Origin of the sequence: Pseudomonas sp. LD120 (genome assembly GCF_009861525.1) — a bacterium.
Lineage (GTDB): Bacteria > Pseudomonadota > Gammaproteobacteria > Pseudomonadales > Pseudomonadaceae > Aquipseudomonas.
The window spans coordinates 2,374,392-2,388,997 of record NZ_WVHL01000005.1; the positions used below are offsets into that span (position 1 = coordinate 2,374,392).

19 protein-coding genes are annotated in these 14,606 nt (G+C 58.4%); 4 read left to right on the forward strand and 15 right to left on the reverse strand.

Annotated elements, in window-relative coordinates:
• Positions 1 to 5: 5 nt before the first annotated feature.
• Together PLD_RS25195 and PLD_RS25200 are read right to left on the reverse strand one after the other, a co-directional pair.
• On the reverse strand, positions 6 to 479 hold the full coding sequence (locus PLD_RS25195) for a YmfL family putative regulatory protein (RefSeq protein WP_159897422.1): 474 nt from the start codon (positions 477 to 479) through the stop codon (positions 6 to 8).
• A 40-nt stretch (positions 480 to 519) separates the two neighbouring features.
• Positions 520 to 768, reverse strand: coding sequence for a hypothetical protein (locus PLD_RS25200; RefSeq protein WP_159898201.1), 249 nt, complete (start codon positions 766 to 768; stop codon positions 520 to 522).
• A 101-nt stretch (positions 769 to 869) separates the two neighbouring features.
• On the opposite strand from PLD_RS25200, the gene PLD_RS25205 reads away from it, so the two are divergent.
• From PLD_RS25205 to PLD_RS25220, 4 genes are all read left to right on the forward strand, one after another.
• Positions 870 to 1,286: a helix-turn-helix domain-containing protein gene (locus PLD_RS25205; protein WP_159897423.1), complete on the forward strand. Its 417-nt coding sequence runs from the start codon at positions 870 to 872 to the stop codon at positions 1,284 to 1,286.
• A gap of 333 nt (positions 1,287 to 1,619) precedes the next feature.
• Entirely contained in the window at positions 1,620 to 2,513 is an 894-nt protein-coding gene (locus PLD_RS25210; protein ID WP_159897424.1) for a hypothetical protein, read from the forward strand.
• A gap of 9 nt (positions 2,514 to 2,522) precedes the next feature.
• The gene (locus PLD_RS25215) at positions 2,523 to 2,756 is read left to right on the forward strand and encodes a hypothetical protein (protein WP_159897425.1); all 234 of its coding nucleotides are present in this window, start codon (positions 2,523 to 2,525) and stop codon (positions 2,754 to 2,756) included.
• A complete protein-coding gene (locus PLD_RS25220; protein ID WP_159897426.1) occupies positions 2,756 to 3,133 on the forward strand; it encodes a hypothetical protein in 378 nt (125 codons plus the stop codon). Before PLD_RS25215 ends, PLD_RS25220 begins: the two co-directional genes overlap by 1 nt.
• A 36-nt stretch (positions 3,134 to 3,169) precedes the next feature.
• On the opposite strand, the gene PLD_RS25225 is transcribed toward PLD_RS25220, so the two are convergent.
• The 13 genes from PLD_RS25225 to PLD_RS25285 all read right to left on the reverse strand — a co-directional run bounded on the left by PLD_RS25225 (position 3,170) and on the right by PLD_RS25285 (position 14,576).
• Positions 3,170 to 4,429 (reverse strand): phage late control D family protein, encoded by a 1,260-nt coding sequence (locus PLD_RS25225; RefSeq protein WP_159897427.1) that lies wholly within the window; start codon positions 4,427 to 4,429, stop codon positions 3,170 to 3,172.
• Positions 4,426 to 4,866, reverse strand: a complete 441-nt coding sequence (locus tag PLD_RS25230) for a phage tail protein (protein ID WP_015634845.1) — start codon at positions 4,864 to 4,866, stop codon at positions 4,426 to 4,428. Before PLD_RS25230 ends, PLD_RS25225 begins: the two co-directional genes overlap by 4 nt.
• Positions 4,867 to 4,872: 6 nt before the next feature.
• Complete coding sequence (locus PLD_RS25235) at positions 4,873 to 7,455, reverse strand: phage tail tape measure protein (protein ID WP_159897428.1); 2,583 nt, start codon at positions 7,453 to 7,455, stop codon at positions 4,873 to 4,875.
• Positions 7,445 to 7,564, reverse strand: a complete 120-nt coding sequence (locus PLD_RS25240) for a GpE family phage tail protein (RefSeq protein ID WP_159897429.1) — start codon at positions 7,562 to 7,564, stop codon at positions 7,445 to 7,447. Before PLD_RS25240 ends, PLD_RS25235 begins: the two co-directional genes overlap by 11 nt.
• Positions 7,565 to 7,572: 8 nt before the next feature.
• Complete coding sequence (locus PLD_RS25245; RefSeq protein ID WP_159897430.1) at positions 7,573 to 7,902, reverse strand: phage tail assembly protein; 330 nt, start codon at positions 7,900 to 7,902, stop codon at positions 7,573 to 7,575.
• Between the two features lie 53 nt (positions 7,903 to 7,955).
• Complete coding sequence (locus tag PLD_RS25250; protein WP_159897431.1) at positions 7,956 to 8,471, reverse strand: phage major tail tube protein; 516 nt, start codon at positions 8,469 to 8,471, stop codon at positions 7,956 to 7,958.
• Positions 8,472 to 8,528: 57 nt separating this feature from the next.
• On the reverse strand, positions 8,529 to 9,698 hold the full coding sequence (locus tag PLD_RS25255; RefSeq protein WP_159897432.1) for a phage tail sheath protein: 1,170 nt from the start codon (positions 9,696 to 9,698) through the stop codon (positions 8,529 to 8,531).
• A 117-nt stretch (positions 9,699 to 9,815) separates the two neighbouring features.
• Positions 9,816 to 10,244: a phage tail assembly chaperone gene (locus PLD_RS25260; protein ID WP_159897433.1), complete on the reverse strand. Its 429-nt coding sequence runs from the start codon at positions 10,242 to 10,244 to the stop codon at positions 9,816 to 9,818.
• 17 nt (positions 10,245 to 10,261) lie between these two features.
• Positions 10,262 to 12,139: a phage tail protein gene (locus PLD_RS25265; RefSeq protein ID WP_159897434.1), complete on the reverse strand. Its 1,878-nt coding sequence runs from the start codon at positions 12,137 to 12,139 to the stop codon at positions 10,262 to 10,264.
• Positions 12,132 to 12,755 (reverse strand): phage tail protein I, encoded by a 624-nt coding sequence (locus PLD_RS25270; protein WP_159898202.1) that lies wholly within the window; start codon positions 12,753 to 12,755, stop codon positions 12,132 to 12,134. The genes PLD_RS25265 and PLD_RS25270 overlap by 8 nt, the downstream gene beginning before the upstream one ends.
• Complete coding sequence (locus PLD_RS25275; protein ID WP_159897435.1) at positions 12,755 to 13,666, reverse strand: baseplate J/gp47 family protein; 912 nt, start codon at positions 13,664 to 13,666, stop codon at positions 12,755 to 12,757. The genes PLD_RS25270 and PLD_RS25275 overlap by 1 nt, the downstream gene beginning before the upstream one ends.
• The gene (locus PLD_RS25280; RefSeq protein ID WP_159897436.1) at positions 13,663 to 14,007 is read right to left on the reverse strand and encodes a GPW/gp25 family protein; all 345 of its coding nucleotides are present in this window, start codon (positions 14,005 to 14,007) and stop codon (positions 13,663 to 13,665) included. Before PLD_RS25280 ends, PLD_RS25275 begins: the two co-directional genes overlap by 4 nt.
• On the reverse strand, positions 14,004 to 14,576 hold the full coding sequence (locus PLD_RS25285) for a phage baseplate assembly protein V (RefSeq protein ID WP_159897437.1): 573 nt from the start codon (positions 14,574 to 14,576) through the stop codon (positions 14,004 to 14,006). The genes PLD_RS25280 and PLD_RS25285 overlap by 4 nt, the downstream gene beginning before the upstream one ends.
• Positions 14,577 to 14,606: the final 30 nt, after the last annotated feature.

The window sequence follows — 14,606 nt, forward strand, 5'->3', positions numbered from 1 at the left end:
CGTCTTCAACGTGCACCTGCCTTGCTGTGTAGTTGAATCGTGGCCAGCACCTCGGCATGTCGTGCCGACATATAGCGCTGATGTGCGGCTAGGATGGCCTCGGCCTCCCCAGGCTCGATAACGCCGTCGTCCAGGGCCTTGGCGATGATCTGGTCGACATAGCCGCGCTTGGCGGCGGCATTCACGGAGCGGCTGTAGAGATCGACGTTGTCCAGGGTTTCGGGCTTGGCCAGTGGCACAAACATGCCGCCGTAGAGGCTGGCGATGTACTCGGGTAAATGAGTAGTGCGGGAGTCCTGTTCCAGCAGGTGTATCTGTTCATCGCTGAGTGGCCGGCTGCCGGCGTTCTCGTAAACGTGGTTGTCGAACTTCTTGAGTTCGTAGCCGAGACGTGCGGCTGCACATTCACGACCACCCGGGTAATCGCAGACCACCGCGCTCATCACCTGTCGTTTGGTTACTAGAACCGGGCGTTTCATCTTCTGGTTTCTCCTTGGAGTCATCGCCCCTACTGTGCATTTACAGCGCCGGTACGGATGGTTGTTCGTCGTTATCAGCGAGGATTCCGGGTAAAACCTCTTTGCCGATCACTTGGGACAGGTCCCGCAGAATCTGAAAGGTCAGTCGTCCACGAGGCAACGTTTTGTGGCCCGCCCAACGTTGAACTACTTGCGTCACCGTTCGCACCTCGTAGCCATGGCTGAGGGCGAATTGGCGGAAATTGCTGCCTCGCTCTATAAGTCGTGCCTGGATCTGGCGCTTTTCCATGGCTTGGCTCATGGTTGATGTGTTCCTAGTTGGTTAATATGTACTCATTGCGCATAAGCCTATTTATTCTATTTAAATAAATCAAGTGGTTTTTATTCTAAATGCAGAAAAAGTCTCTCGATGCCGTTCTTGATCGCTTGATGACGGTATTCACCGTTGATAGTGATAGTGAGTTGGCACGTAAGCTGGAGGTGAATCGACAGACCCTCGGCAGCTGGCGTAGTCGGCAATCCATACCTTATGCGTTATGCGTAAACGTAAGCGAGGCTGAAGGCGTTTCTCTGGATTGGTTGCTTACGGGAGAGGGGGCAATGTTGCGAGGTGTGTCAGCCGCAACCGCCGAATCGCCAGTCACTAACGCGCAGGAAGATGCCATCCTGGCTCTATTTCGCTCCTTGGAAGAGACCGACAGACGAGAGATACAAAGCGCTGCTGAGGAAAAGAAACGCATAAGGGATATCGAGCAGCGCCTCAAGGAATTGACTGAAGCTCTTGCCGATACCAAACGGCCAGCATAATCTGTACCCATTAAGAACGGATCAGTCAGACAGGGAAGCCGCTGATCCACTCGCATTAGCCTGGAATAGGGGGTGCGAGTCTGCCAACGGCCAGCCCAAAACTGATATTGGGCGTGATCCGTGTTCAAAAAAATTTTAGTTTACAGTCTCTTATCTCATACCTGCTTGCCTCGATCTTTATTGATGGTTGAGCAGTTTCTAACTGCTGCGCGTGATAAAAAATTAAAAATCATAGGTGGTGCTACGGTTTGGGTTTCGTAGTGGTTAGGCTATGTCCGATATAACGTTAGAGTTGCTTTAATAAATATTTCTGAGTATTTGCAGGGGGGGGAGATGGCGAAGGTTAAAGTTGTCCAGGAAAAGTTTTCTGTTTCGTATGATGCGGATGATGGTGATCTGAAAAATCATGAAATAGATGCACTTGATCTCGCAAAGTCTATACTTGGGGTTCATAGCGCAATTGCGGAAGCCAGTGCTCTTATGAATAAGGGGGCTGACGTCGATCTTAAGGTTTCTTCTCCTGTTCGGGAAGGCTCCGTAATTGTTGATTTTTTACTGTTTGCTTCCACCCCCGCTGCTCTTGAAGTTCTTCGATATATAGGGTTTTCTGCTGCTGGTGGTGCAATTGCCGGTGGGTCGCTTATCGAAGTAGTAAAAAAGCTAAAAAGCCGTAAGGTGGCGAAAGTTACGATTGAAGCTGATTCCGATGTGGCAAGTATAGAGGTTGATGGTGAAGTAATAAAGTGCAATAAGTATGTTGCTCAGCTTGCAGTCGATAAGAAAGTTAGGGATTCATTGCATAATGTTATTCAAGCGCCAATTGCTGGCAAAAAAAATGCCACTTTCAAAGTTTTGGATGAAGGGGAAGATGTTGTTCTCTCAGTAAAGGAAAGTGCTGCTCATAACTTTTCTCCTCTTCCCATAGGATCCCTGGAGTCGGAAGAGGTTACCAAGGAAAAAACTACAGCCTATTTCGTTCAAGTTAACTTCGAGTCTGGACGTGGCTGGAGGGTGCGTCTTGCTGATGGTGTTGAGCACGCTGTAGAGCTGGCAGATGAAAAATTCATGGCTAAAGTGAATCAGAATCAGCAAACCTTTTCGAAAGAAGACTTATTTGAAGTGGTTATTGAAACTAAGTCAGTATTTAGACAGACTAGATCTACACACTCATATACCGTCGTTGAAGTGACTAAGCACTTTGCGGATAAGGGTCGCCGGCTAGTGTGAGGAGCTCTCATGAGTATTAATCCTAACCTTGTTGAAGCGCTATATTATTTGTCTTTAATAATTTTGGCGCCGATTTTTTTCAAGTTGTCGCGAATATTGACTCGATATTTGCTCAATAGATTTGTGTCGACTGGAAAAGTAGTTGTTATCTACAAGCGTAATGGTTTGGTTGTTGGTAGAAAAACCATTAACACAACAGCTTATGTGGTAGATCAACTAAAATCTGCAAAGGGAGGTGCATAATGGAGGATTCTCCAAAGATTGCTCCTCAAGGACTTCAGGCCTCTATTACGGCTGGGCTTGGAACTTTTGCAACGGCAAGTTGCATGAAGTGGCTTCCAGCAGAACATGCGCAATATTGGGTTAGTGCGACTACCTTGTTGGTTCCGGTAATTGGTTACTTGGTTGCTAAATTTTTCTATAGCATTGACGAACCTGAAGGGCTTACTCAGTACAAGGCCAGATTGAAGAGAGATATGGCTAGCCAAAAAAAGATAATGAAGGACAAGAATGTCTCGGAAGATGTTAAAAAGAATGTCCGAGAAAAATATACCAGCACGATGCTAAAGTTGGCTTCTGCGAACCAAGATTACACAGCGCAGGGGGTCGTGGCAGATTAGTTTTCCAATAGGGCTAGGTGCACTACGACGCGCTTATCATAATTGCATCCTGGCCCATTCTCTATCGACCGCACGTTTTGCTGTCGTCTTGCTCGCATACAACCACCTCAGCCGCCGTGGCTTACTCTGATCTCCGGCCGTGATGGTCTTCTCTTTACCGGTCTTCTTGTCACGGTAGTAGGCGATGATCCCTGTGTAATCCCCTTTGTTCTCTTCTGCCAACCCTTCGACGGTGTCCTCGGGCAACTTGCTTTCCAGCTCCAGGCTGACGGTGTAGCCGCTGTCAGCGCTGAGGCTGTGCTGTACGTTGCCGCCGTACCAGATAATCGCGTCGACCTCGGGCTTCACGCCTTCCAGGGTATAGGTCAGCTCGGGGATCAGATCCGGCCGGCCCACGGCCAGGGTGTAGCTCAAGGTGGCGCTGCCACGTTGCAGGCGGTTGAATTCGGCCCGGGCTGCCCGTAGTGCTGACTGGCGGTCGCTGAAGGTGTGACGCAGATCCTTGAGGTTGTCACCGCCGCCGGCGATGGCCTCTTGTTTCTTGGCACTGTTCACGTCGTAGAAATAGGCGCGCACGCCGTCGTAGCTGTCGCGGTCGGCCTGCAGATAGCGGTGCTGGTCACCGTCGGCACGGGTGAGGGTGATGTGCGGGAGCTCCATGCCGCTGGCGGTTTTGCCGCCACCGGCCGGAATGCACAGCAGGCAGCCAGCCTTGACGGTGACCACGGCGTCGAACTCTTCACCGACTCGGCTGATCAGGTTGGCGTCTGATTCGTTGGCCTGGTCCAACTGCAGGATGGGCAGGCCGTCCAGGGCGCCGGCAATGGTGGCGGTTAAACCGTTGCCGATGGCGATATCGCCCAGGACATCGCCAAGGGTGGTGTTGCTCCAGCTCCGCTCGCGTTTGGTTTTCAGCCCCTTACGCAGATCGGCCGAGCGCGCCCGGATGCTGAGCACGTCCGGAGCGCCGCTGTGCTCGGTCTCGTCGACGGTGTAGGTGCCCTTGTCTACCAGTCCGGTGTCACTCCAGCCCAGCCAAAGCCTGACCACGGCACCCTTCGGCGGAATGGCCAGCAGCCCGTCATGATCGCTCAGGGTGATGCTGAGCTGATCGGCTTCAATGCCGCGGTTGTCGGTCAATTGCAGACTTATCAGGCGCGGGCTGATGAGTTGGGCGATATCGTTGCCATCTACAGTGATGCGGAAGGCCGGGACAGCATAGGCGGCGTCGCGGCGGTACCGGTCGGCAGCGTCTTCGATAAAGCCCGTAACCCGGGCGAGGGCGGCATCGATCACAACAGCATCCTCAAGATACTCACGCCAGTGCTGCCGGCGGCGCCGATCAGGTCTATCCGGTCATCATCGATGCGCTTGAGATTGAGCGTAAACTCCAGGCGCCGCGGCGTGCCGTCACGGAAAAACACCGTCTTGGTCTCGCTCAGGCTCTCGATCACCCACAAACCGTAGATCCGGCCGCTGCCTTCGACCATGGGCCAGGCCTTGCCGGTGTTCGCCATCAGTCGCAGGGTGTCGAGGCTCAGTACAGACCCGGCCAACTCGGGGAGGATGACGCCCGGCAAGGTGATCGAGTCGTCGCCTCGGCCCACAAACTGCCTGGCGGGAGCGGCGCCAATGCGGGTATTGCTGACGTGCCTCCACTCGGTCTGTCGTTGCAGCTCCTGGTAGGCGGCTGTGGAAAGGCTGAAGACGAACATGCCCAAGGCCATCATCATGGCGATTTACTCCAGGTCGGACAGTTGGCTGCGCTTGCGGGCGCCTTTTTCGCTTTCAATGCGCGCAAGTTCTGCCCGCACGGCGCGGCCGATAGCCAAGGCGTCCATGCCTGGCGTGGGGTGGATGTTGATTTCGTAGTTGTCGTGGCTGTCATAGGTGGTCGAAGCGGCTGTGCTGATGGGCGCGCGGGTATCGACCGAGAGGCCGGGCAGGACAGCAACGCCCAGGCCCAGGCTGCCCGCCGTGGTGAGCTGCTGGCCGAGGTTGGTTACCGCGTTCAGCGCGCCTTTCTGGCCGGCCTGCAGCCCTTGGGTCAGCCCTTCCATGGTGAAGCCGCCGAGTTCGGCGAACACCCGCGATGGGCTGTGGATGTCGAGCTTTTCCTTGAACCAACCAATGGTTGAATCGCCGATCGCGCTGATGGTCTCTTTCACCTTGCCCATGCCGGCGAGTAAGCCATTCACCAGGCCATTGACGATCATGTTGCCGAACTCGGTGAACTGGGTCGGGAGATCGAGGCCCAGGTAGTTCAGGACCTCGGCAAATGCCCGGTAGATGATCCCGATGGGACTGAAGTTGGCCAGGACGGTCACGATGCCGCCAATGCCGCCAGAAAACCCGGCTTTGATCTCGTTCCAGAGGCTGATGACATAGGCTTTCACCGCGTCCCAGTTCTTGTAGATCAGGTAGGCAGCGCCGGCGAGGACGGCAACAACGGCAGCGATTGCCAGTACCACCGGGTTTGCGGCTAGACCCCACATGGCGATGCCAACCATGCGCAAGCCGGCCATTAATGGGCCTATCAATATGCCGGAGAGCAGACGAACGCCGGTACCTAAGAGTTTCAGCAAACCGATGATGCCAGGTAGACGAATGCCTACCGAAGCCAGCATAAAGCGCATGGCGATCATAGGGCCGAGTATTCCGGCCAGCCCGATGGTGAGGCTGCCCAGGGTGGTCATCAAGAGGGCAAATCCACCGACGGTGATGACGATGGCCTTGCTGACGGCAGGGTTCGCTTTAAGAAACTCGCCGACGCTGTGCAGCAGGCTGCTTAGGTCCGCGGCGAGCTCACGCAGCCAGGGGCTGTTTTTGTCAAACAGTTCGACTGAGATGTTCTCAAGAGCGGCGTGCAGCATGGTCATATCGCCTTTGAGGTTGTCGAGTTGAGTCTGTGCAACTCGGGAAGCCTCGCCCTCGGAGTTATTCAGGCTACCGCGCATGCTTTGAAACTGACCGGTTTCAACTGAGCGCATCAGCGTGCCAAAACTGGTGACCGCGTATTGGCCGGCAATATCCTTGTAGACTGCGCCACGTTGGACGTTGCCCATACCCTTGGTCTTTTCGTTGATGTCTTTAAGGATATCGAGCATGTCCCGCATGTTGCCGGACTTGTCCTGGGTGTTGACTCCCAGTTTGGCGACAGCCTTGGAGGTACCTATGCGGGTCAGAACTGACCGCATGGCAGTGCCTGCCATGCTGCCCTGGACTCCGGCGTTGCCGAGTAGTGCAGTAGCAGCGGTTACGGTTTCAAGGCTTTGGCCGTATTCGCGGCCTACTCCGGCGCTGTACTTCAACGACTCCCCGAGCATGCGGATATCAACGTTGTTACGGGTGAACGCTGCAGTCAAAACGTCGGCGACCTTGCCCATTTGCTCAGCAGGAATACCCATCGCGGTCTGAATGTTTGAGGCGATATCAGCGGTTTCTCCAAGCTCCATATCACCGGCTGCGGCCAAGTTGAGCATCCCTGGCATAGCCCCCAGGATTTGCTTTGGGTCGTAACCCGTTCGCCCTAAAAAGTACTGACCCTGAGCCACTTGGCTGTCGGTAAATTTGCTACTGAGCGGCAGTGTTCTGGCCTGGTTCCGAAGGGCTTGCATGGCCTCGCTGTTTTTATCGGCCACACGGGTGACAGCCTGGGTGGATGACATGATGGCGTCAAAGTCGTAGCCGACCCCGAGCATGGTCCGCAGCTTCTCCCCGGCATACATGCCGGTGGCGCGTGCGGCCATGCCGGTGCCTGCCATGGACGCAGTCGTCTGCACACCTTTGCCATAGGCGGCTTTGGCGCGTTTAAGGCGTTCTTGCTGGGCGGCGAGTCGTTTGAGTCTGTTCGTCTGGTCGCTGATGCTGGCGTTTGCGCTAGCGATTTGGCTGCGTAAATTGCGCTCATGACTGGATAGGTTCTTGGTACTGATACCCGCGGCACTCAGGCGGCTGCGCAGCGCTTGCAGTTGTGCGCTCTGTTGCTGGTGCTGTTGTTTCAGGTTGCTGGCATCACGCACTGCGCGCTTGAAATCATTGCTCAGGGCTTTTGTCGGCGCGCTGGCGGCGCTGATTTGCTGGCTCAGAGCCTTTACCTTTGTGCGTGCTGCGCTAAGGGCTTTTTCCGTCTGCTCGGCGGCTGCGCGTTGTGTACGCCAGGCGCTCACGTCCTTTTGCTGACTGTTGAGCTCCTTCAAGCGATCACGGGTGGCTTTTAAGGCGTGGGCGGCCTTATTGCTGCCTCCCATGATGCGCTTGAGCGGACCGGTGGTGTTGTCGATGGCATTGAGCAGCACGCGCAGTTTCAAATCATTTGCCATCGACGCTACTCCGCACCCTGGCGCGCTCGCGCCAGTCCATCAGTTCCTGCAGGCCCAGCCGGTCCATGTCAGCCGGCGCCCAGTGAAAAACCACGGCCAGATCGGCCATGGCGTCCTCTACGCAACGAGGGATACTTCCGTCTTCACCGACTTCTGCAACAAAAAACCGGAGATCTTGCTGCCACAGGCCAGCAGGTCGGCAGGGTCCATGGCTGCGGCTTCCGGGGCGGTGATGCCTGGGCTGCTGATGCGCGGCAGGATCTTGATCAGGGTGGCAACGTCCATGTTCAGCAGTTCGACCAGGTGCACGCCGCGCAACTCGCCAGCTTGGGGTTTGCGCAGAGTGATCGTGTCGATGGTGGTCTTGCCCCGGGTGATCGGGGTGTCGAGGACCACGGTGTTGTCTTCGATTTCGGCAGGGGCTTGGGTGTTGTCGTCGGTGTTCATTGAGTGCTCCAGGTTGCGGTGTTATCCGCTCTCGGCCCGAGAGCGGCAGGGAATTAGATGCCGATGGCGTTGCGCTGTTTCTCCAGCATGTCGACGCCGTTGACCTTCTCGATGAAGTTGAGCAGGTCGATTTCGATGATGTCTTCGTTGTCCACGGTCAGCTTGTAGTAGCTGCAGGTGGTGGTGATGCTGTGTTCAGTGTCTTCGCCGGGGGAGGCGTCGCCCATCTCGATGGTTTCGTGTCGGCCACGTACCACGACCTCGACGGTGCTGATGTCGCCGGTGTCGTCCTGCTGAAAGGCGCCGGAGAAGCGCAACATGATCCCGGAGGCATTCACCGAGCCGAACTGGCGCAGGGCGATCAGGTCCAGGCCGCCGGTTTTCCATTCGAACTGGATGCCGTCATCGGAGAAGCCCAGGTCTGCCTTGACCGAGCCGTTCATGCCGCCGCCCCGGTAGGACTCCATCTTGCGGCCGAGGGGCGGCAGGGTGACCGACTTGACCACGCCCAGGTAGCTGTTGCCGTCGTTGAACAGGTTGAGGTTTTTCAGTTTGCGAGGCATGGCCATGGTGGTGTTCTCCGGTGTCCTGGCGCGGGGTGACTCCCTTCGCGGGGGAGCCCCTGGTTAGCTGTTGATCTTGCTGGCGAAGTCCATCAGGTAGCGGTCGGTGATCCGCTGCCGCAGGGTGAGGTCTTCCAGTGGTGGAACCGGCGTGTAGTCGTAGTCGATGAACAACTTGCCGGCCTTGAGGGTGTCCTTGTCGTTGGCGTCTTCCTGGTACCAGCAGTTGCCACCGATCAGGTACCCGGCCGAGATCAGCTCGCGGAACTTGGCGTTGATGCCGTTGATGATGTCTTTCACCAGGGTCGGGGTCATGGGCCTGTCCACGGCCCACATGTGCGCCTCGGCCATGGTGTCGGCGAGGATCTGCGCTGTACGGGTGTAGTTCTCGAAGGCGAATAGCGGATCGTCGCTGCAAGTCCGGCTGCCCCAGAATCGGAAGCCGCCCTCGTTGATCAGGGTGGTCACCTCGTTGGAGTTGAGGTAGTTGGCGTCGGTTGCCGGGTTCTGCAGGTCCCAGAACACGTCGGCGCTGATACCGGTAACACCGTTGACCGCGACGTTGGACAGGGTCTTGTGCCAGCCGACCTCCTGGTCGATCTTCGCCCGCAGGCCCAGGGCGCGGGCGACGGCGGAAGCTTTGGTGGTCGCGTTGGCGGTGGTGTCCCAGTGTTCGAAGTCCGGCCAGATCACCATGACTTCGCGGGCGCCGAAGTTCTCGCGGTAGGCGACGGCCTCTTCCTTGGTCTTGCTGTCCCGGGCACTGACGTAGCAGAAAGCCCGCAACTGCTGGCCGATCGAGACCAGCGCCGTCGCCACCGGCTGGCTGTCGAGGCCTGGTACGCCGAGGATGCGTGGCACCAGGCCGACACGTGCTTTGGCCGCGAGCAGAGCTTTCATGCCGGTGTATTTGCCGTCGGCGGTGGTGGTGCCGATCAGGGCGCTGATGGTCGCAGCTTCGGTTTCGCCTTCCTTGACCCGCACCACGATCACGTAGGGCTTGGTCTGGTCGGCAATGGCCTGCAGGCTGGCGCCCAGGGTGCCCTTGGTGCCGGCTTTGCCAACCGCGGTCTGAACGTTGGTCAGCAGGACCGGGGTATCGAGCGGAAATGCCAGCGGATCAGCGTCGTCGGCAGTGCAAACCAGGCCGATAACAGCGGTGGGGATGGTGCGAATGGGGCGGGTGCCGTCGTTGAGTTCGAGGACCCGCACGCCGTGAAGATAATCGGCCATGGGTTTTGCCTGCGCAGTGAATGGGGTGACAGTGCACAGGCTGCCGCGCGCGCGTCGGATCGGCGAGCGCGCAGGTTTGTAGGGGAGGGGGATACAGGGAGAGGGTGCGGAGCCGGGTTACTCGACTTGCTCCGCAATCCACTCTGGCGCAGTGGGGCGGTGCTGGATATTGGGAAAGTTCGCCGACTGTGGCCAGTCGCGCAGGGCCTGCATGTACAACAGCAGCTCGTTGAACTGATCACCTGTCAGCGTGGTAGCCGCGCCTATTTCGAGCTGGTCACGGTGACGCTCGCGTAGCCACATCACCGACGCCAGCTCGGCGTCTCGCCACTGGCGTTCCTGGGTTACCGGATCCAGCACCACTTCGGGCGCATCGATCAGATACGGCAGCCCCTTGTCATCGTGCGCACGGACCATCCCTGGGGCAGGGTTAGCGATCACCGATAGATAGAGCGCTTCGGGAATTTCAACCGCGTCAGCTGGAATCGCTGTATGCAGCCCCTGCAAGTAAGTTGTTTGAGTCGTCTTGCTATAGAACCTGTTCATGCCACTACCCCAAAATTTTATCGGCCGACTGCAAAGTACTTGGGAGTTACGCTCCCCGTCCCGCCGCTATTGAATAGATTGCAAAACGCTCTGAAACCATCCTTTGTTTCCGAGTGAGTCTGAACCATGCTGTCAAAGTTTCCTGTCGCCGCGTGCGCAGTCGAAGCGATAACAACAAAGCATTCAGACGGAAACGATATTGGGAACGAAATGAGCTGTGCATCTGCTGCAGAGTTTCCACCAATCTGCAGGACGCCCGTACCCCACTGAAAGACAAGACCGCCAAGCCACGTCGGAAATGCAATGTATCCATTGGCGGTGAGACTAGCCGCGAATCCAAGGCGGAGTTTTTTTGGCGTGACAATCACAGAGTCATTAGTGTCTGCAAGCATCTGCACCTGAGTCGCAACTTTAGCCGTGCCCTGATTGACTTCGGTCGCCTGGGCCGCCAGCAAGGCCAGAGCTGCAACGTCAATGTTTCCCTGATTTATGGGCGCGTTCCAGGCCTTGATGCACCACATGACAGCCAAGTTGCGAGGCCGGGTTTCTGCCCCTCCTGTCGCTTCCAAGCCAACTGAAGACAAGGCACCTGCTGACACATACCCGGGAGAACCAAGCCCACTACCAGGGTTTGATCCGTATTGAACACGGTGGGTATGAGACTTGAACTCATCCGCCTGCCAACTGCCAAGCCCCCGGCCCGCATCCACGCCACGACCATGGTCCCAGCCTCGCAGGAACTCACCCCGCGACTCTGGAAGCCGGAAGTTACCGGCGCCCTCGTCGCCCTTATTGAAAGTGGTACCCAGGTACGCCGCCAGATCTGGATAGGCTGCAATGCTCTTATAGTTGCCATCCATCTCAAGGAATCCTGGCGGCACACTACCCTTGGGAAACGCCACAATCGAGCCCACCGGCAGAGACGACGCCTGGGCGATTATCGACTCGATCTCTGGCTTGGTGTAGGTATCGGTAATGCCATGCCCGGCCAGCGTGTTCGGGCTGGTACCGGCGATCACCCGGCCATACTTATCAACCGTGACCTTGGTGTAGCTCCCAGCATTTACGCCTGTGTGGCCGGCCACCATCTCAAAGGCCAGGTCCGTGGTACCAAGCACAATTGGCGCATCGGTCACCAACTGCCAGACGCTGTCGCCATTGGCTGCGCCTTTCTCAACGTGAACAAACAGCCCGGGGGTAACTTCAAGGCTGGTATCGGCATCCTGAGTTCGCGACCAGGCTCCCGCAGCTGCAACGTACAGCCCGTTATCCTTAGCCTGGGCCTGGTTCTTGACCAGGACACGGTTGCCGGCGGCCAGGGCCACCGAGTCGATCATCTGCAGGCCGCTAAGGGCGATAGCTCCAGAGGTTGCCACCAGCACCGAATGCTTGAAGTCCTGCTTGTTCAGCTCTTCCAGAATGCGCTGCTCGACAAAGGAGCGCGTTGCCAGGACGACGCTCGGGTCAATTTTCAACTGAATGTTGGAGGTGCCGTTCGTGATGATGTGCATCCGCACGACCTGATTCCGCCCCGAGCCCTGGGCGAGCAACGGCTTGTAGCTGGGTGCCACGTTGGCGACCGCACAGAACACGCCGTCCTTGTCCTCGATCGCCAGCTCTCGAATCCACCAGCCGCCGACTTCTGGTGGTAGCACCAGTTCGGCAATCAGCACCTTGTCATCGGTCGGCGAGACATACAGCGCATTGAGTGGTGCGCGGTAGACCTGGCGGATCAGCTGCGTTTGCCCAGGGCTTGGCACCGGGTCGGTGTCATTGGCGTCACCGATGAGCATGTAGCTGGGCTCCCAGGGGATGCCCAGGGCGTCGCAGTTGGTTTTCTTGGCAGCGCCGAGGCTGGTGAGCATGCCGCCGAAAATGGAGTTCTGATTAACCATGGGGGTATACGTCCAGTTCGTCGAGGGTGTATTCGCTGACGCCGCTATAGCCCTGGATCACGATGTCGAGGTCCGGGTTGGTCCAGGGGTAGGCGTCGATCTCGTCACCGTCGAAGACGGCGACGCCGGTGTAGGCGTTCAGGCGGGTTTCAAGGGTGATATCGAGGCCGATCAGGTGGCGGGTGAGGGGCTTGGCATCGTCGATCAGCCAGGTCAGTTCCTGGTACATCTCTTCGGTGATGCCGGTATCTAGCACGCCGACCTTGAGTGCAAAGGTCGCCCTCGGCCCGTTGGGCACCTTCTGCCACCACTCGACGACCTCGATCAGATAACCCAGCGGCTCCACCACCCGGCGCAGGGCGCCGATGGTGCCCTTGCGTGAGTGGATGTAGTACGCCGCACGGATCGCGGCACGCTTGGCTGCCTCCGTCCACTGGCTGGACCAGCGATCTACAGAGAAGGCCCATGCCAGGTACGGCAGCAAATGAGCCGGGCACAGATCCGGGTTGTACAACTGACGCAACGGAATCGGTACGCGCTGGATCTGGGCCAGGGCCTGGGCGGCCTGACGTTCCAGCGGCGTGGAATTGCGCGGCAGTAGGGGCTGGTCGGTCATCATTCACCCCCCAGCGCCAGTGTGATGGCTGTGCAGAACGGCGCCTGATAGGGCGTTGCAACAATATCCACCCAGTCCTGCAGCACGACTTTGCGCACGCCTTCGACGTGCAGCCGGGCATGCACCACAGATTCGGACACTTCCAGGCCGAGGCGCCGGCGCTGGTGCACAAATGCCCGGAGGCTCGCCTGCGCGGCAGCGAGCGCCAACTCGTTTTCAGGGCCGTTGCTCAGCATGTAGAGCGTGGCCTTGACCTGGTAATTGATGATCTCGGCGCCCTGGACGGTCAGCCGGTCGGCGACGGGCCGGCGGTCGTCGTCGCTGAGGTAGGTCTTGACCGCCGCGAGTAGGGCAGGCGAGGCCGTACCGTCGCCGAGCAGGGATTGCACAGTGATCACTGCCTCGGCCGGCGCCGGGCTTTCTGCCGTAGCGTCGGCAACCTGGCCATCTGCGGAGCGCGCGTGAAAGATGTAGCTGTTGCGCGGCCCCGCGGTGCTCAGGCCTTCCCAGGCCATCTGGGCTCGCTCGCGTAGGCTGTCATCGTTCTCCATGACGCGGGCAATCGGTGGCACGGCCGCGGGGTTGGCTTCCTGCACCACCAGACGGGCGACGTTGTAGTTTGCCGTGAGGTTGTCCAGGTCGGAGTTCTTGGCCAGGGCCAGCATGTTGGCGACAGAGGCCTCATTGACTCGCTGGCGCCAGATGGTTTCCCGGTAGGCGTTCTCCTGCAGCAGCTTGGTCAGCGGCTCGGATTCCAGCGCCAGGCGGGCGGCGATCTCGGCTTGCTCCTCCACGGGCCAGAGGCTGATGGCGTAGGCCTTGCGTTCGGCGAGGATCTGCTCGTAGTCGATCTGCTCGACGATCTGCGGCGCCGGCAGCTGGCCCAGGTCGATAGCGACAAAGGTGCTCATACGCTGCCCCCCAGTTGCAGCGGAACGCTCAGGCTCAACGGCTCGTTGGTATCAACGCGGCTGCATTCAATGTCCATCACCGACTGGCCCTGAAGCGTCGCGCCAACGAATTGCACCCGGCTCAGGGTAATCCGTGGCTCCCAACGCATCAGGGCCATCACGGTGGCCGCGTAAGCGCGCAGGCGGGTCGCGTCGTTGAACGGGTGGTCCACCAGCTCGGCCAGGACGCTGCCGTATTCACGGCGCATCACCCGGGTACCGAGGCGCGTGGTCAGGATATCGGTGCAGGACTGGACGATATGTTCTTCGGTGCTGAGGGCGGCGCCGGTTTCTCTGTTCATTCCGGTACTCCCGTCTTGGCGCCACCAGGCAGCACGCCGCCATGCAGGTGTTTGACCAGGCTGATGCCGGCCGCGACAACGTCTTCTGAAACGGTGACCTTGCCGGTTACGGACTGATTGCCGGTCTGGGTGTAGTCGCCCTGGTGGGTGATTGGCCCGACGATAGTGATGCCGCCGTCGCTGACTAAGTTGGTGGTACCGCCCGGGGCCAGGGTGGCGTTCAGGTGGTGGGCGACGCTGTCGTACTCGATCACCGTGCCGTCGCTGTAGGTACGACGGTGGAGCCCAGCGCGGTCACCGTTGGCCGGGGCGCTGTCGCTGAACAGGCCGGTCAAGGCTACGCCGTTGCCCAGCTGACCGGAGGGGCTGATCAGCAGGACCTGCTCGCCGGCGGTGGGTGGGTCCCATTCCTTGGCGGATCCGGCACGCAGGGCCAGCCATGGCAGCCAGGTGGTAGTCAGTTCACCGGTTTTCACACGCACGCGCGGAGGCTTCATCTGGACTTCGGCGACAACGCCAAAGCGTATGAGGTTTTCAATCAGGCGGGCGAGGGTGGCTAGATCGTTCATGGCGCCGAGAATGGCGCTACGCGCGGAGGG